General features: G+C 71.5%; 12 protein-coding genes and 2 pseudogenes. 7 read left to right on the forward strand and 7 right to left on the reverse strand.

Translation table 11 applies throughout. The features are described 5' to 3' along the window. Nucleotides 1–250 precede the first annotated feature (250 nt). Both HEP85_RS14350 and HEP85_RS14355 read left to right on the forward strand, forming a co-directional pair. The gene (locus HEP85_RS14350; RefSeq protein ID WP_168528121.1) at nucleotides 251–1,639 is read left to right on the forward strand and encodes an amino acid permease; all 1,389 of its coding nucleotides are present in this window, start codon (nucleotides 251–253) and stop codon (nucleotides 1,637–1,639) included. Between the two features lie 131 nt (nucleotides 1,640–1,770). Beyond that, nucleotides 1,771–2,412, forward strand: coding sequence for a superoxide dismutase (locus HEP85_RS14355; RefSeq protein ID WP_168528122.1), 642 nt, complete (start codon nucleotides 1,771–1,773; stop codon nucleotides 2,410–2,412). 113 nt (nucleotides 2,413–2,525) lie between these two features. On the opposite strand, the gene HEP85_RS14360 is transcribed toward HEP85_RS14355, so the two are convergent. Continuing rightward, nucleotides 2,526–3,182: a histidine phosphatase family protein gene (locus tag HEP85_RS14360; protein WP_168528123.1), complete on the reverse strand. Its 657-nt coding sequence runs from the start codon at nucleotides 3,180–3,182 to the stop codon at nucleotides 2,526–2,528. Nucleotides 3,183–3,306: 124 nt separating this feature from the next. Further along, nucleotides 3,307–3,494: pseudogene (locus HEP85_RS14365) on the reverse strand (carbohydrate kinase); the annotation flags it as partial. Between the two features lie 119 nt (nucleotides 3,495–3,613). On the opposite strand from HEP85_RS14365, the gene HEP85_RS14370 reads away from it, so the two are divergent. Then, complete coding sequence (locus HEP85_RS14370) at nucleotides 3,614–3,850, forward strand: hypothetical protein (protein WP_168528124.1); 237 nt, start codon at nucleotides 3,614–3,616, stop codon at nucleotides 3,848–3,850. Nucleotides 3,851–3,871: 21 nt separating this feature from the next. Here HEP85_RS14370 and HEP85_RS14375 read toward each other — a convergent pair whose 3' ends face one another. Beyond that, nucleotides 3,872–4,528 (reverse strand): DsbA family protein, encoded by a 657-nt coding sequence (locus HEP85_RS14375; RefSeq protein WP_168528125.1) that lies wholly within the window; start codon nucleotides 4,526–4,528, stop codon nucleotides 3,872–3,874. 194 nt (nucleotides 4,529–4,722) lie between these two features. Between HEP85_RS14375 and pepN the strand changes: the two genes are divergently transcribed. Both pepN and HEP85_RS14385 read left to right on the forward strand, forming a co-directional pair. Next, nucleotides 4,723–7,314, forward strand: coding sequence for an aminopeptidase N (gene pepN / locus HEP85_RS14380; protein ID WP_168528126.1), 2,592 nt, complete (start codon nucleotides 4,723–4,725; stop codon nucleotides 7,312–7,314). Nucleotides 7,315–7,581: 267 nt separating this feature from the next. Continuing rightward, a pseudogene (locus HEP85_RS14385) lies at nucleotides 7,582–8,636 on the forward strand (hypothetical protein). Nucleotides 8,637–8,811: 175 nt separating this feature from the next. On the opposite strand, the gene HEP85_RS14390 reads toward HEP85_RS14385, so the two are convergent. The 4 genes from HEP85_RS14390 to HEP85_RS14405 form a co-directional block, all read right to left on the reverse strand. Next, complete coding sequence (locus HEP85_RS14390; protein WP_369657715.1) at nucleotides 8,812–10,584, reverse strand: TIGR03767 family metallophosphoesterase; 1,773 nt, start codon at nucleotides 10,582–10,584, stop codon at nucleotides 8,812–8,814. A 200-nt stretch (nucleotides 10,585–10,784) separates the two neighbouring features. Then, complete coding sequence (locus tag HEP85_RS14395; protein WP_168528128.1) at nucleotides 10,785–11,297, reverse strand: NUDIX hydrolase; 513 nt, start codon at nucleotides 11,295–11,297, stop codon at nucleotides 10,785–10,787. Between the two features lie 9 nt (nucleotides 11,298–11,306). Beyond that, complete coding sequence (locus tag HEP85_RS14400; protein ID WP_329287890.1) at nucleotides 11,307–12,185, reverse strand: pyridoxamine 5'-phosphate oxidase family protein; 879 nt, start codon at nucleotides 12,183–12,185, stop codon at nucleotides 11,307–11,309. A gap of 12 nt (nucleotides 12,186–12,197) precedes the next feature. Next, the gene (locus HEP85_RS14405; RefSeq protein ID WP_168528129.1) at nucleotides 12,198–12,659 is read right to left on the reverse strand and encodes a VOC family protein; all 462 of its coding nucleotides are present in this window, start codon (nucleotides 12,657–12,659) and stop codon (nucleotides 12,198–12,200) included. Between the two features lie 130 nt (nucleotides 12,660–12,789). Here HEP85_RS14405 and HEP85_RS14410 point away from each other — a divergent pair, with 130 nt between their 5' ends. Together HEP85_RS14410 and HEP85_RS14415 are read left to right on the forward strand one after the other, a co-directional pair. Continuing rightward, nucleotides 12,790–13,350: a CGNR zinc finger domain-containing protein gene (locus tag HEP85_RS14410; protein ID WP_168528130.1), complete on the forward strand. Its 561-nt coding sequence runs from the start codon at nucleotides 12,790–12,792 to the stop codon at nucleotides 13,348–13,350. 243 nt (nucleotides 13,351–13,593) lie between these two features. Next, nucleotides 13,594–16,905 (forward strand): S8 family serine peptidase, encoded by a 3,312-nt coding sequence (locus tag HEP85_RS14415; protein WP_168528131.1) that lies wholly within the window; start codon nucleotides 13,594–13,596, stop codon nucleotides 16,903–16,905. The last annotated feature ends 47 nt before the right edge of the window (nucleotides 16,906–16,952 follow it).

Consider the following 16,952-nt stretch of genomic DNA (forward strand, 5'->3'; position numbering starts at 1 on the left):
AGGTGGGATCGTTTCTCCTACGGAGTCGGGGTGAGCTGCCGCTGTAGGGTCCCGCCAAATCGCCCCACCCCGGGCTCGGAGGCCGCCCGCCCGTCGCTCCGGCCCGCGCCGCGACTCACCGGACAGGTGACCGGACTACTACACTCCGTATCACCCACGTCCGTATGGTGGGCAGGGGCTGACCCGGAGCGGAGGGCCGCCCAGACTGTGGGCGTTTTGCCCCCTCCCCTGTAAGGGACCACCCGCTCTCATGTCCCGCACCACCCTCGACGCCCCGCCCGGTACCCCGGCCGCCGGGGACGTCCCGCTCTCCCACGGCCTCAAGCAGCGCCACCTGTCGATGATCGCCCTCGGCGGGGTGATCGGCGCGGGCCTGTTCGTCGGCTCCGGCGCGGGCATCGCCGCCGCCGGACCGTCGATCGTGATCGCGTACGCCGTCTCCGGTCTGCTCGTCATGCTGGTGATGCGGATGCTCGGCGAGATGTCGGCCGCCCATCCGTCCTCGGGCTCCTTCTCGGCACACGCCGAGCGGGCGATGGGCCCGTGGGCCGGCTTCACCGCCGGGTGGTCCTTCTGGGTGCTGTTGTGCACGGCCGTGGGCCTGGAGGGCATCGGCGCCGCGAAGATCGTCACCGGCTGGCTGCCGGGTACGCCCGAGTGGGGCTGGGTCGCCCTCTTCGTGGCGGTCTTCTGCGCCGCGAACCTCGCCGCCGTGAAGAACTTCGGCGAGTTCGAGTTCTGGTTCGCCGCGCTGAAGGTCGGCGCGATCGGCCTGTTCCTCGTCCTCGGTGTGCTGGCCATCGCCGGGGTGCTGCCCGGCACGGACTCCCCGGGCACGGCCAACCTGGCCGACTTCCTGCCGCACGGCAGCGAGGGGCTGGTCATCGGTCTGCTCGCGTCGGTCTTCGCCTACGGCGGCCTGGAGACGGTCACCATCGCGGCGGCCGAGTCGCAGGACCCGGTCCGGGGCGTCGCGCGCGCCGTCCGTACGGCGATGTGGCGCATCGCGCTCTTCTACATCGGCTCGATGGCGGTCATCGTCACCCTGGTGCCCTGGGACTCGAAGGCGGTCGTCGAGCAGGGCCCGTACGTCGCGGCCCTGGACCGGCTGGGCATCCCGGGCGCCGGCCAGTTGATGAACGTGGTCGTGCTGGTGGCGCTGCTCTCGGCGATGAACGCCAACATCTACGGCTCCTCGCGCATCGCCTACTCGCTGGTGGAGCGCGGCCAGGGCCCGAAGGCCCTCGGGAAGGTCTCCGCCGGGGTCCCGCGCATCGCCGTGCTCGTCTCCTGCGTCTTCGGCTTCGTCTGCGTCCTGCTGAGCTACTGGCGGCCCGACGACGTCTTCCCCTGGCTGCTGAACATGATCGGCGCGGTGATCCTGGTCGTCTGGATCTTCATCGCGGTCTCCCAACTGCGCTTGCGCCGCACGGTGGAGCGCGAGACGCCGGAGAAGCTGGTCGTACGGATGTGGCTGTTCCCCGTCCTGACCTGGGTCGCGCTGGCCGGCATGGCCGCGATCTTCGTCCTGATGGCCCGGGAGCCCGACACCCGGGTGCAGTTGTACTCCACGGGCGGGATGACGCTGCTCCTGGCGGCCGCCGGGTACACCAGGCAGCGGATGCGCACCCGGAACTGAGCCCCCGCCACACCCGACACACCCGCGACACCCGCCACTCCCGAGAAGCCCTCGTGCGCCCCGCACGAGGGCTTCTTGCTGCTAGCGTGTAGTTGCAAGTTATTTGCAATAAGCCTGGAGGGGACCCCGCCATGCCCGTCTACACACTCCCTGAACTGCCGTACGACTACTCCGCGCTCGCACCCGTGATCAGTCCCGAGATCATCGAGCTGCACCACGACAAGCACCACGCGGCGTACGTGAAGGGGGCCAACGACACCCTGGAACAGCTCGCGGAGGCACGCGACAAGGAGTCGTGGGAGGCGGTCAACGGCCTGGAGAAGAGCCTCGCCTTCCACCTGTCCGGCCACATCCTGCACAGCGTCTACTGGACGAACATGACCGGCGACGGCGGCGGTGAGCCGCTCGCCGCGGACGGCGTCGGCGACCTCGCGGACGCCCTCACCGAGTCGTTCGGCTCCTTCGCCGGGTTCAGGGCCCAGCTGACCAAGGCCGCCGCGACCACACAGGGGTCCGGGTGGGGTGTCCTCGCCTACGAGCCGCTGAGCGGGCGCCTCCTGGTCGAGCAGATCTACGACCACCAGGGCAACGTGGGCCAGGGCTCGGTGCCGATCCTGGTCTTCGACGCCTGGGAGCACGCCTTCTACCTGCAGTACAAGAACCAGAAGGTCGACTTCGTCGAGGCGATGTGGCAGGTCGTCGACTGGCAGGACGTGGCGCGCCGCTACGCCGCCGCGAAGTCCCGTACGAATGTGCTGCTGCCGGCCTCCTGAGCCGGCCGCGAGACGTCCTGCTCGTGATCGTCTTCTCACCCTTCACGCGGCAGGCGGAGAAACGGGGAGCCCCCGCGCGGACCTGCCGCGCGGGGGCTCCCCCACGTCGTGGCTCACGCGCACGGCACGTTGAGCGACAGCAGCGCGGCGGCCCCGTCCGTCATCCGGAGTTCGGTGAGCGCCGCGTTGCGCAGCCGGGGGAAGACCTTGCGGTACTCGCCCAGCGGGATGCCGAGCAGCGAGCAGAGCACCAGACGCAGCAGGGTGTTGTGGGCGACGACCAGGACGCGTTCGCCGTGGTGGGCCGCCGCGATGCGGCGCAGGGACGCGGTGCCGCGGGCCGCCGCGGTCCGGGGGTCCTCCGCCTCCGGGAACGGGTAGGACACCGGGTCCGACCTGTACGCCTTCGCGCGGGCCGGGTTGTCGGCCTCGAACTCGGCGAGGGTACGGCCCTCCACGACGCCGAAGTCGCATTCACGCAGGGTGGGTTCACGGTGCGCGGTGAGCCCGAGGGCCCGGCAGGCGGGGGCGGCGGTCGCGGCGGCGCGGGAGAGGGTCGACGTCCACACCGCGTCCACGGGATGGGCGGCGGCCCAGCGGCCGAGCGCCTCCGCCTGCGCGCGGCCCTCGTCCGTGAGGGCCACGTCGCTCACCCCGGCGTAGCGGTTCTCGGCGTGCCAGACGGTCTGGCCGTGCCGGGCCAGCAGCAGGGTCGCGCTCGCCGGAGTCCCGGGGCTCGTGGCGTCGTCGGTGGTGTGCGTCGTCCTCATGACCCCGCAGTATCCAGGTCGAGGCGGGCGCGTGCGTGCGCTCCGACGGAAGCGGGCAGCTTAAGCCGCGCTCTTCGAGTACGCCGACCAGGTGGGCGTCGGGGTAAACGAACCGTGCCGTGCGGGCGGCCCACGGGGCGGGGTCGGAGGCGGGGGTGCCGAGGACGAAGGGACGGCGTCCGGGGCGAGGAAGGGAAAACGTTCGCCGGGTGAGACGAGCGGACAGGCGAGGACCGACGCGGGTTCGTGGGCGGCGGCGGCCCGGTCCAGGGTGGCCGGATCGGCACCCGGGAAGGCCGCCCGCGACGCGCCGATGCCCGGAGCCCCGGGCTCGCGAGCGCGCCCGCCGCTGCATTCCGGGCGGCGCGACGCGACCGGCGCGGCGGGTGCGATGTCTTACGGTACGGGGGCTTCCGGGGCATTGTGGCGGGATGCCTAGGGAAATGACGTATCCCTGCTGTACGTGCGGATCGGACCAGCCGCACCGACAGCCCCGGGACGACCGGGAACGGGACATCATCCGCGAACTGACGCACGCAAGAACGCCCCACGCCTACGTCGACGACTACTGGATCTGCGGTCGCACCGACTACGACTGCCGCAACATCCGGCACGCGTGGCGGGTCAAGCCGTTCGACCCGCCACGCAAGATGCCCGAACCGGACTGACGCACCGGCCGCCCGGACGGCTCAGAGGTTGCTGAAGTCCGGGCCGGCCGTCCGCGTCCGCTTGATCTCGTAGAAGCCGGGCGTGGAGGCGACGAGCAGCGCGCCGTCCCACAGCCTGGCCGCGGCGTCGCCCTTGGGGGTCGGGGTGACGACCGGGCCGAAGAAGGCGATCTGCTCGCCGTCGTCGCCGGGGAGCGCGATCACCGGGGTGCCGACCTCCTGGCCGACCTTGTCGATGCCCTCCTTGTGGGAGGCGCGCAGCTCGGCGTCGAACTCGAAGTCCTCCTGGTCGGCGTAGTCGATCAGGGAGGCCGGCAGACCGACGTCGGCGAGCGCGCCGGCGACCGCCTCGACGGTCGGGCCCTCGCCCTGGTTGTGGATCCGGGTGCCGAGCGCGGTGTAGAGCGGGCCGAGGACGTCCTCGCCGTGCTTCTGCCACGCGGCGGTGACCACCCGGATCGGCTTCCAGGCCTTGGTGGCGAGCATCTCCCGGTACTCCTCGGGGAGCGTGTCCAGCTTGTCCTCGTTCAGCACCGCGAGGCTCATGATGTGCCAGCGGACCTCGATGTCCCGGACCTTCTCCACTTCCAGGACCCAGCGCGAGGTCATCCAGGCCCAGGGGCACAGCGGGTCGAACCAGAAGTCGACGGGGGTCTTGCCGGAGATGGTCTCGGACATGGTTCTCCTCAAAGGGTCCTCTTTTTCCGGCCAACACCACGGGGCCCCTGCTCATTCCCGCCGGGTGCTTCGCGCCTCCGGGCCGAAGACCCCATTCCCGGCCGCCCTGAAGGCCGGGATTCCCTGCGAAGATCAGGGGATGGGAGGATCTCTCCCGTTCACACATGTCTATGACGCCATGAGGGAGTGCCGCCGTGCCCGGTGAGAATCTGTCCCGCGACGAGGCCCAGGAGCGGGCAGCCCTGCTGTCCGTGGACGGGTACGAGGTCTCCCTCGACCTGCGATCCGCCGTGGGCGCCGCCGAGGCCGGAGCGCGTACGTTCCGCTCGGTCACCACGATCCGCTTCCGCTGTGCCGAGCCCGGCGCCGCGAGCTTCGCCGACCTGATCGCACCGAGCGTCACGGCCGTCTCGCTCAACGGCAGGGACCTCGACCCCGGCGAGGTCTTCGACGGCACCCGCATCCGGCTGGAGGACCTCGCCGCGGAGAACGAGCTGGTGGTCGACGCCCAGTGCGCCTACTCCCGCACCGGCGAGGGCATGCACCGCTTCGTCGACCCCGAGGACGGCGAGACCTACCTCTACACCCAGTACGAGCCCGCCGACTCGCGGCGCGTCTTCGCCAACTTCGAGCAGCCCGACCTCAAGGCGCCCTTCCGCTTCGAGGTGCGGGCCCCCGAGGGCTGGGTCGTGTGGAGCAACGGCGTCGGTGAACTCACGGACGGGGTGTGGCAGTTCGCCGAGACGAAGCCGATCTCGACGTACATCACGGCGGTCGTGGCGGGCCCGTACCACTATGTGACGGACAGCTACTCCCGCACCTTCGACGACGGTACGACGCTGGAGATCCCGCTCGGCGCGATGTGCCGCAAGGGCCTGGCCCCCCACTTCGACGCGGACGACGTCTTCCTCGTCACCAAGCAGGGTCTGGACTTCTTCCACGACCACTTCGACTACCCGTACCCCTTCGGCAAGTACGACCAGGCGTTCGTGCCCGAGTACAACCTCGGCGCGATGGAGAACCCGGGACTCGTCACCTTCCGTGAGGAGTACATCTTCCGCGGCAAGGTCACGCAGGCGTCGTACGAGGGCCGGGCGAACGTCATCCTGCACGAGATGGCGCACATGTGGTTCGGCGACCTCGTCACCATGGAGTGGTGGGACGACCTGTGGCTCAAGGAGTCCTTCGCCGACTTCATGGGCGCGTTCGCGCTGGTCGGGGCCACCCGCTTCGAGGACGGCTGGATCACCTTCGCCAACCGCCGCAAGGCCTGGGCCTACCGCGCCGACCAGCTGCCGTCCACGCACCCGATCACGGCCGACATCCGCGACCTGCAGGACGCCAAGCTCAACTTCGACGGCATCACGTACGCCAAGGGCGCCTCGGTGCTCAAACAGCTCGTCGCGTACGTCGGCCAGGACGCGTTCCTGGAGGGCGCGCGCCGGTACTTCAAGCGCAACGCGTACGGCAACACGCGCCTGGGCGACCTGCTGTCCGCGCTGGAGGAGACCAGCGGGCGCGATCTGGCCGCCTGGTCACGGGCGTGGCTGCAGACCGCCGGGGTCAACTCGCTGACTCCGCAGGTGATCCTGGACGCGGACGGACGGGTCGCCGAGCTGTCCGTGCTCCAGGAGGCGGCCGAGTCGCATCCCGAACTGCGCCCGCACCGCGTCGCGGTGGGCCTCTACCGGCGCGGGACCGGGCCGGACGGACAGCCCGGTCCCCTGGTGCGCTACGCGCGCGCCGAGACGGACGTCGACGGCCCGCGCACGGTGGTCGGGGAACTCGTCGGCGCCGATGCGCCGGAGCTGGTCCTCGTCAACGACGACGACCTGACCTACTGCAAGATCCGCTTCGACGAGAACTCGCTGGCCACGCTGCGGGAGCTGCTCGGCGACATCACCGACCCGCTCGCCCGCGCGCTGTGCTGGTCGGCGCTGTGGAACCTGACCCGGGACGGGCTCATGCCCGCCCGGGACTTCGTCGGCCTGGTGCTGCGCTTCGCGGGCCGCGAGTCGGACATCGGCGTGCTCCAGATGCTGCACGCGTGGGCCGACTCCGCGCTCACCCACTACACGGCGCCGGACTGGCGGGCGACCGGCGGGCGGCTCCTCGCCCAGGGCGCCCTCAAGGAGCTCCGGCTCGCCGCGCCCGGCAGCCAGCACCAGCTCACCTGGGCCCGTTTCTTCGCGGCGGTCGCGTCCGAGCGGGCCGACCTGCAGCTGCTCCAGGACCTGCTGGACGGCACGGCGAAGATCGACGGCCTGGACGTCGACCAGGAGCTGCGCTGGGCGTTGCTGGAACCGCTGGCCGCGCACGGGATCGCCGACGAGTCCGCGCTGGCCGCCGAGCTGGCCCGCGACGACACGGCCTCCGGCAAGCGCCACCAGGTCCGCTGCCTCGCGGCCCGTCCGTCGGCGGCGGTCAAGGCGCAGGCCTGGGCCCAGGTCGTCGAGTCGGACGCGCTGTCGAACGCGCTCGTGGAGGCGACCATCGCGGGCTTCACCCAGCCCTCGCAGCGCGAGCTGCTCGCCCCGTACGCCGGGAAGTACTTCGCCGCCATCGAGCGGATCTGGGCCGAGCGGTCCATCCAGATCGGCATGGACGTGGTGAAGGGGCTGTTCCCCTCCCTGCAGGACTCCCAGGAGACCCTGGACGCGACGGACGCGTGGCTGACGGCACACGAGAGCGCGGCGCCGGCCCTGCGCCGTCTGGTCCTCGAGGCCCGCGACGACCTGGCACGGGCGCTGCGCGGACAGCGGCGCGACGCGGCGACCGCCGGCTGAGACGGGCGGACGCCGACGGACCCGGAGGGGTCCGACCCGCGGCACCAGAGGGGCACCGGTTCCGGCCGGTGCCCCTCTGCCATGGGCACCACCGGTACGGGTGGTTACGAAATTCAGGTATGCAGAGCCGTAACCCCTACTAGTCCCCATCCGGACCAGCGCCTTTCGGCAGTCGAACGCCCGTACTTTAGGACGAGCTTGTCCGCATTTGTCGACAGGCGTGTAACAGCGGTTAGGGGACGGATCGGGCGCGGAAAACCCCCGTGCATGAACCACAACACCCCGCTCTCCCCCCGCCCCCTGCGTCACCTCTCCGACGTCCGGCGCCGGGTGCTGACGACCGCCCAGCTGCGTGCCCGCGGCGTCACCGCCGCCGGGGCGAGCGAACAGTGCTTAAGCCGGGCGGACCCTGGCAGCAGTTCCTTCCGGGTGTCTTCCTCCTCCACGCCGTACCGCCCACCACCGAGGAACGCCTGCACGCGGTCCTGCTGTTCGCCGCCCGCACCCCCGCGACGGCACCCGCGACCGCGATCCCCGTCCAGCCGGGCGCCGAGGAGCCGCACGCCCCCCAGCCCTACACGGACGCGCTGATCACCGGCCTCGCCGCCCTCACCCTGTACGGCTTCACGTCGGCCCCGTCCCTGCTCTCCCTCGACAGGATCGACGTCCTGGTGCCCCGGCTGCGCCGGCTGCGCTCGCAGGGCTGCGCCCGCATCGTCCGCACCGCCGCCCTTCCCGCCCCCTCCTACGTCACCGGTGTCCCGGTCGCCCCGGTCCCGCGCGCCCTCGCCGACGCGGTGGCGGAGCTGACGGACGCGGACGCGGTACGCCGTCTGCTGACCGAGGCGGTACGCGGCGGCCACTGCGATCCGGCGGTGGTGGTGCGGGAGCTGACGCAGGCCCGGCTGCTGAGCCGGCCGCACGTGGTGGGCGCCGTCGACTCCCTGCTGGCCGAGGGACGCACCGTCGCGGAGGAACGGCTCTACCGGATGGTCCGTGAGCACGGTCTGCCCGAGCCGGTCTGGAACGTGGACCTCCATCTGCCGGGCGGCCCTCACCTGGGCGGCCTCGACGCCTACTGGCCGGACCAGGCGGTGGCCCTGGAGCTGGACACCCGGGCTCCCCGCCAGGACGAGGACGCCCTCGGGTCGGAGTACGCCCGCAAGCGCGAGCACCTGGAGCGTCTGGGCATCACGGTCGTCCACGTCACGCCGAAGAAGCTCCGTGACGCGATCCAGCAGCAGGCGACGGTCGTCCGGACCGCCCTGATGGCGGCGAGCGACCGTGAACCCGCGGCGTATGTCGTGGTGCTGCCCCGGTAGGGAGGGACCGGCCGGGCGGCAGGAGGGGAGCGGAGGGGCCACCGGGGCCGGTGGCCCCTCCTCGTGCGTGCGGGCGCGGACCCGGGTCCGGGCGGCGGCTACGCGGGGCAGTACTCCGCGTCGATCACCGCGTCGCCGTCCCCCGACTGAGCGGCTTGGGACGGTTGAGTGGGATTCAGCCCTTCTTCAGTACCAGCTCCGTGTTGCGGTCGCCCGAGGTGCCGCTCAGCACGGTGCTCCGGCCCGGCGCGTTGAAGGAGAGCTCCCGGTAGAGCGCCGCCAGGCCCGTCTGGCTCAGGTCGGAGAAGTCCGTGCGGTGCGGGGCGGCGGACTCGATGAGAGTGGTGAAGAGGGAGAGCGTGCCGTCCTTGTTGTCGACCAGTTCGACGATGCGGGCCAGGTGCGGGAAGTCGACGTGCGAGGCGGTGTTGATCTCCCAGAAGGACCCGTTGCCCGGCGCGGAGTGCGGGATGATCTCGTTCTTGTGGGTGTGGCCGTTCACCCAGGCCAGGACGTTGCGGTGCTTGGAGAGCGCGGCGACGACCTCCTCGCCGCCGTGGCGCTGCTCGCTGGGGTGGGCGGGGTCCTTGCGGCGGTTGCGCATGGACTTGCTGGTGTGGTGGCTGAAGACGATCGCGTACGAGTCCTTGTTCTCGGTCAGCGTCCGCTCCAGCCACTTTAGCTGCGCCGTGCCGACGGAGCCCTCGTAGTGGCCGCCCGGGTCGGTGGTGTCGAGGCTGATGCCGAGGACGTCGTCGGCGATCCGGAAGGCGTAGTACTGGGTGCCCTCGGTGAGGTTCGCCTCCGAGTAGCCGTGGCCGACCGGGCCCGGTCCGGTGTGCGCCGGGTCGAGGTGCGCCTTGAGGTACTCGGCGGGGGTGAAGGGGGCGCGCGAGTGGTCGGGGGTGACCGACCTGAGCTGCCGCGCGTGCGCCTTGAGCAGGTCCCGGAGCTGGGTGCCCTTGGGGTCCTTGTCGTTCTTGATGGCGGCGCGCAGGTCGACGCTCTGCGAGGCGGGCAGGCTCATCAGCTTCTTGCCGCCGACGGCGAACTCGGCGAGGAAGGAGTCGCCGTGCCGGTAGCAGCCCAGCGGCAGCGCGTCGTGGTTGCCCACGGTGGAGTACCAGGGCAGGCCGAGACCCGGGCTGCGCAGTTCGCGGATGGCGGCGGCCAGGAAGCCGTGGAGGTGCGGGAAGCCGCGCTGCTTGTCGGCGTCGCGGACGGTCCCGTCGGGCTGCCAGTACGTCTTGATGCCGCTGTTCTGGACGCCCTCGTAGTGGCGCGGGTCACCGCTGTTGGGCCGGATGCGGCCACCGCTCATGACCTTGAGGAACCAGTCCAGCTCCGTCTTGGAGTTGTTGTCCGTGTTGTCCCCGGTGGTGATCACGAAGTGCAGCGGGGAGCCGGTGACGGGGGCTCCCCGCAGCGAGTTGACCCGCTCGACGAGCGAGACGGCGCCCGCGACGGTCAGCGCCTCCTGCGGACGCCAGGCGTTCGCGGCGCCCGAGCGCAGGAACTCCAGCCGCAGCGGATGCTGGACGTCGATCAGATGCAGGTCGGTGAACTGTACGAAGGAGGCGAGCGCGGTGCGCCGCTCGGCCCGGCCGGCCTTGGCCGACGCCAGCTCGCCGCGCACCACCCGCTTCCAGGCGGGGCCGTCGCCGAGCCGCTGGTAACCCCCGGTGCCGGTGTGCGGCGCGGCGACGCTCTGCAGGGTGGTGCCACGCTCGTACGGCGCGAGGGGAGCGGGTGGCGCCTTGCGGGATGCGGCGACGGGGGCCTCGCCGGCGTCGGCGGCATGCGCCCCGCCCGCGTCGGCGGCGTGAGCCTCGGAGTCGGGCCGCAGGGCGTAGCCGATGCCCGCGGACAGGGTCACCGCCCCGGTCGCGGCGAGGAGGGTACGGCGGTTCATGGCGGCGGCGGTGGCGACAGAGCGTATGCGCGGCATGGCGCGATCTCCCCGAGTGCGAACGCGTCGACAGTGGTCGCGGGGGGCTCGTTGCGGTAACTCCCCGCTCACTCTGGATCGTTGGCACCTGGGGTGACCTGGACGTTAACTCGACGGCAACGCCCGACACCGATCACCGTACGTGGATCTTGGGCTACCCTGCGCGTCCATGGAGCTCTCCCCGGACGGCCGGGAGGCGGTCACTCCGTGTTCATTTTCCGGGGTAGTGAACCGTGGCCGCGGTCGGACCCGGCCCGGCCCGCGGGCCGGGCCGCACGCCCGAGCGCCGGTCGCTCGCGCCAGAGTTCCAGGCCTGTGTCGACCAGCCCGACCCGTTCGAGCGACGGCACCTCGTCGAGGGGGTACCAGGCCGCCATGTCGGTGGAGCCGTCCGTCTCGTGGCGGAGGTCGCCGCCGGTGATCCGGGCCTCGTAGACGATCCGGAGGCCGTGGAAGTCGGTGGCGCCGCCCATCCGGCGCGGGTGGGTGCGCAACTGGGAGTCGATGCCGAGCAGCGCGACCGGTTCGACGGCGTACCCCGTCTCCTCGTCGACCTCGCGGACGACGGTGTCGTAGGGGTCCTCTCCGTGGTCCATGCCACCGCCCGGCAGGGTCCACCGCCTGGTCCCGTCGCCCGCGACCCACCGGGCCAACAGCATCTGCCCGTCCCGCACGCATACGGCGTAGGCCGCCACCCTCAACTGCTTCGGCATGCCCAGACGTTACGGCAGGGAGGGGTTGGCCGGAGAGTATTCGGGCGGCGACCAGCGCAGGGGGCTGCCCTCGGGCGTCTCGACGACCCCGGTGACGGTGAAGCGGACCGTGCGCTCCCCGTCCGGGGCGTACGCGGCGCGGGCCGTGCCGGTGAGCCGGAGCACCGTTCCCGACGTCCAGTCCAGGAAGAGCAGTCCGGCCCTCGGGTCCGCCTCCAGGTTGCCGAGGGTCAGGAACATGGAGTTGCCGGGGTAGTCGCGCCAGCGCAGTTCGGAGGGGCCGTCGGCGTGGACGAAGCCCGGGTTGCCGCCCCGGTGGCTGGCGTCGGCGCCGTGCGCGTGGACGGTGGCCAGGAAGAAGGTGTCGGCGGCCTCGACGAGGGCGCGCTGCCGGGGGGAGAGCCCGCCGGAGCGGCGGGCCTCGCCCGGCCGGCGCCCGACCGTCTCGTAGGACTCCCTGCGCTGCAGGTACTTCGGACAGTTGGCGAAGACCCGGTCGGCCTCCACGGCGAACCCCCCGGCGGTGGGCCGGGACCGGCCGTTCAGGCGCATCCGGCGGCGGGTGCGCGGGTCGAGCGCGATCGTCCCGACGAGGGTGCCCTCGGCGGCGAGCGCGGCGGCGAGGGGGTCGTCCTCGGAGGGGCGGCCGGTCACCGAGATCTGCCGGACGCCGGTGGCCCGGACGAAGCCGGGCGGGCCCGTGAGCAGTGAGGCCCACACCGCGCCGGTGGCCGGGTCGGCCGCCCCGGCCACCAGCATCGGCTGCTGTTCGAGGAAGGCGGCGGCCACCGGGCGGATGCCCTGCCCGACCGCCTGTCCCACGTGGTCGGCGAGATCACGGACGCCGACCCGGTCCTGGACGGCGCGCGAGCCGGAGTGGTAGGTCATCTCGCCCTCCGTCTAGAAGAAACCGCAGGTCGGAGCGGACTCGGATGGTGCCGGTGCCCCTTCGGCGCCGGTCGGGGCGTAGACCTCCAGCCGGGTGCCGTCCGGGTCGTGGAAGAAGATGCCGCCGGACGCCGAGCCCTCGCGGTGGGCGACGACGCCCTCGTGGGCGAACGTGACGCCGTGGTCGCGCAGCGCCGTCTCGTACGTCCTGACCTGGTCGATCGAGTCCACTTCGAGGGCGAGGTGGTGGAGGCCGGCGCGGTCCTCGCCGTAGGGCCCCCGTGCCTGCTGCCAGAGCGTGAGGGCGGGACGGCCGTCCCCGTCCGAGGAGCCCAGGAACGCGTACCTGCGTTCCCCCTCCTCACCGTCCTTGCCCTCGGAGAGGAGGGCGAAGCCGAGCACGTCCCGGTAGAAGGCGAGCGAGCGGTCGAGGTCCGTGACGTTCAGGCCGACATGGCCGGTGCGCGGTGTCATGACTGTCCTCCGGGACGGTGGCGGCCCCCACATCGAGAGCTAACCTCTGTAAGCGAGGTTAAGGGTTAGAATGAGTAACGTCAACCAGTCACCTACTCTTGAACGGTTAGCCGCCGAAGGGAGCCCCACCGTGTCCGCCGTCACCGACCCCCGCCCCCTCACCGGGGAACCGCTCGCGCTCGACCTGCTGAACACCCGCTGGAACAGCGAGGGGGTGCCCCAGGACCTGCTCACGGACACCGGGGGGCTGGCGGTGTGGCTGGCCGCGAACGGGTTCGCCCTCCCGGCCGACGAGACCGTGCTGCGCCACACCCTCCAGGCGCGCGACGCCCTGCGGGCGGCAGTGGACGGGCACCTGCGGGGAGAGGCGGACGGGGCGTCCTCGGCCGGGGCGGAGCGGGTCGACGCCGTCCTCGCGCACGGGCGCATCAGGGTCACCCTGTCGCCCGAGGGGCCGGGCGAGCGCGCCGAGTTCGAGGACCCGGCATGGGAGCCCGGCTGGCTCGCCGCGCGCAACTACCTGGAGCTGCTGGGCGCTTCCCCCGACCGCATCCGCCACTGCGCCCACGAGACCTGCGTCCTGCACTTCCTCGACACCTCACGCAACGGCACCCGCCGCTGGTGCTCGATGGCGGGCTGCGGTAACCGGGCGAAGGCGTCCCGCCACTACGCGCGCACGAAAGAGAACTGAGCCGGCGCCCAGGCGGTTCGAGGAGCCCGGCATGTCCGGCCATACCGCGCTATCACCGGCGTGGCGTATGGCGGAAGTACGCCATGCTTCCATCCCGTCACGGTCAACTCTCCCCAAATAACTGCCCTTTGGGTAAAGCTGAGCGGTCATCCGGGTTCACATACCGGACTGATGTGATCGCGTCCCGTAGGAACGTCGGGACGGGTCACTCCACGCTCGTTCCTTTACCTACAAGGGATGCCGATGACCCTCGACCCCCAGCGCGCTCCTCTGTCGGGCGCGAGACGCGTGGTCCGCATAGCCGTGGCCGCGGGCCTGGTGGCCGCGCTCTCCGCGGCCGGACCGATACCCATGGCCCTCGCCGCGGACCACGCACCCGCCGCCACGCCCGACCCGGGCACCAAGTCCGCGAGCGCCAAGCTCGGTTCGGACGACGCGGCCCTCCTCGCCGAGGCCAAGGCCGACGGCACCAAGAACGTCACGATGATGGTCGCCACCGCGCCCGGCCAGACCGAGCAGGTCGCCCGGCAACTGGACGCGGTCCAGGGCGGTCTCGTCGGCCGGACCTTCGACAAGGTCGGCTACGTCCGGGCCACCGTCCCGACCGCGAAGGCGGACGCGGCCATCGCCGCCGCCGCCAAGCTCTCCTCCGTGCACGGCATCGACCTGCGCCAGGACATCGCACTGGACGACCCGACCCCGAGCGCGGACACCGCCAAGGGCGCCGACAAGGCCCACGGCACGGTCACCCGCTCCGCCCCGGGCAAGAACACCCCCGCCGAGAACCCGTACAACCCGTCCTTCGAGACGGGCGCCGTCGACTTCGTGAAGAAGAACCCGAAGGCGGACGGCCGCGGCGTCACCATCGGCATCCTCGACTCGGGCGTGGACCTGGGCCACCCGGCGCTGCAGAAGACCACCACCGGCGAGCGCAAGGTCGTCGACTGGGTCACGTCCACCGACCCGGTCAACGACGGCGACGGCAGCTGGCGGCGGATGACCAGCGCGGTCTCCGGCCCGTCCTTCCCCATCACGACGGCCAGTCAGGGCACCGAGTCCTTCAAGGCCCCGGCCGGCGCCTACAAGTTCAACTACATGTACGAGTCGGCCACCGCGGGCGGCGACGAAGCGGGCGACCTGAACCGCGACGGCGACACCACCGACGCCTGGGGCGTGCTGTACGACCCGGCCTCCGGAACCGTGCGGGTCGACGCGAACGACAACCTCGACTTCACCGACGACGCGCCGATGAAGCCGTACAAGGACGGTTTCCAGGTCGGCTACTTCGGCAAGGACAACCCGGCGACCGACGTCGTCGAGCGCATCCCGTTCGTCGTCGAGATCCGCAAGGACGTGGTCTTCGACGCGGCCGGTTCCAAGGCCGACTATGTCAACATCGGCGTCATCTCCAGCGAGCACGGCACGCACGTGGCGGGCATCACCTCCGCCAACGGCCTGTTCGGCGGCAGGATGAACGGCGCCGCCCCCGGAGCGAAGATCGTCTCGTCCCGCGCCTGCGTCTTCGGCCCCGGCTGCACCAACATCGCGCTCACCGAGGGCATGATCGACCTCGTCGTCAACCGCGGCGTCGACATCGTCAACATGTCCATCGGCGGCCTGCCCGCGCTGAACGACGGCAACAACGCGCGCTCCGAGCTCTACACGCGTCTCATCGACACCTACGGCGTCCAGCTGGTGATCTCCGCGGGCAACTCCGGCCCCGGTGCCAACACCATCGGCGACCCCGGCCTCGCCGACAAGGTCATCTCGGTCGGCGCGTCCATCTCCAAGGAGACCTGGGCCGCCAACTACGGCTCGGTCGTGGAGAAGAAGTACGCGATGATGCCGTTCTCCTCGCGCGGTCCGCGTGAGGACGGCGGCTTCACGCCGACGCTGACGGCGCCCGGCGCCGCGATCAACACCACCCAGACCTGGCTGCCGGGCTCCCCGGTCGCCGAGTCGGGCTACACCCTGCCGGCCGGCTACTCGATGCTCCAGGGCACCTCGATGGCGTCCCCGCAGGCCGCGGGCGCGTCCGCGCTGCTGCTGAGCGCCGCCAAGCAGAAGGGCATCGCCCTGACGCCCGCCGACCTCCGCACGGCCCTCACCTCGACCGCCGACCACATCAAGGGTGTGCAGGCGTACGAGGAGGGCGCGGGCCTCATCAACATCGTGGACGCGTGGAAGGCCGTCAAGGACGACGCGACCGCCCACGAGTACACCGTGAAGGCGCCGGTCGACACCGCGATCGACTACGCGCTGAAGACCCCCGGCTTCGGCACCGGACTGTACGACCGCGAGGGCGGTCTCAAGGCCGGCGTGAAGAAGACGTACGAGATCACCGTCACCCGTACCTCCGGTCCGGACCGGGCGATCCGCCACGAGCTGCACTTCGAGAACAACGCCGGTGACACCTTCAGGATCGTCGGCTCCGACGAGGTGAAGCTCGAACTGAACAAGCCGGTCACCGTCAAGGTCTCCGCGAAGGCCTCCTCGGCCGGCATCAAGAGCGCGATCCTCGAACTCGACGACCCGAGGACCGAGGGCGTCGACCGGCAGATCCTGACCACGGTCGTGGTCTCGACGCCGCTCAAGTACGCGTACGCCGACTCGGGTTCGGTGCAGCGTGACAGCACGCGGTCGTACTTCCTGACCGTGCCCGAGGGCGCCAGGAGCCTCGAGGTCGCCATCGGCGGGCTGAAGGGCCTGAGCCAGACCCGGTTCATCTCCATCCACCCGTACGGAGTCCCGGTCGAGGACACCGGCACGCCGTACTGCTACAGCAACTACCCGAACACCAACGGCTGCAAGCCCGACGTGCGTGCGTACGCGGACCCGCAGCCCGGTGTCTGGGAGGTCGAGGTCGAGGCGCGCCGCACGTCGCCGCTGCTCGACAACCCGTACAAGCTGGAGGCCACCGTGCTCGGCGCGGCCTTCGACCCGGAGACCGTGACGGTGCCCGAGGCCAAGGTGGGCACGCCCGTCACCGCCTCCTGGAAGGTGACGAACCAGTTCGCCGCGATCGACGGCAGGCTGCGGGGCGGCCCGCTCGGCTCCTCGAAGACGGACCGGCCGACCATCGCCCAGAACGCCACGCAGACCACCACGGTCGACGTGCCCGCGGGCGCCGCCTCGCTGGACGTCGCCATCGGCAACGTCTCCGACACCGCCGCCGACCTCGACCTGACGGTGTACGACTCCACCGGCAAGCAGGTCGCCCAGTCCGCGGACGGCGACTCGGAGGAGGCGGTCTCCATCCCCAGCCCCGCCGCGGGCACGTACACCATCGAGGTCGCGGGCTACTCGGTCCCGTCGGGCTCGACCGCGTACGACTACCGTGACGTCTTCTTCTCGTCCGCGCTCGGCACGGTCGTCGTCGACGCGTCCACGCCGGTGAAGCTCTCCACGGGCGGCACGGCGCAGGTGTCCGGCACGGTCACCGCCCTGGCCCCGGCCCCCGAGGGACGCGAGTTCTTCGGCCAGGTACAGCTGGTGAACGCCCGTGGCACCGCCGCGGGCCTCGGCAGCGTGAAGATCGAGAAGGTCACGCCGTAGCGCGTGCGCCCGTGAGGGGGCGGGCGTCCGGAGTTCCGGGCGCCCGC

It is taken from the genome of Streptomyces sp. RPA4-2 (assembly GCF_012273515.2).
In the GTDB taxonomy this organism is placed as follows: Bacteria; Actinomycetota; Actinomycetes; order Streptomycetales; family Streptomycetaceae; genus Streptomyces; species Streptomyces kaempferi.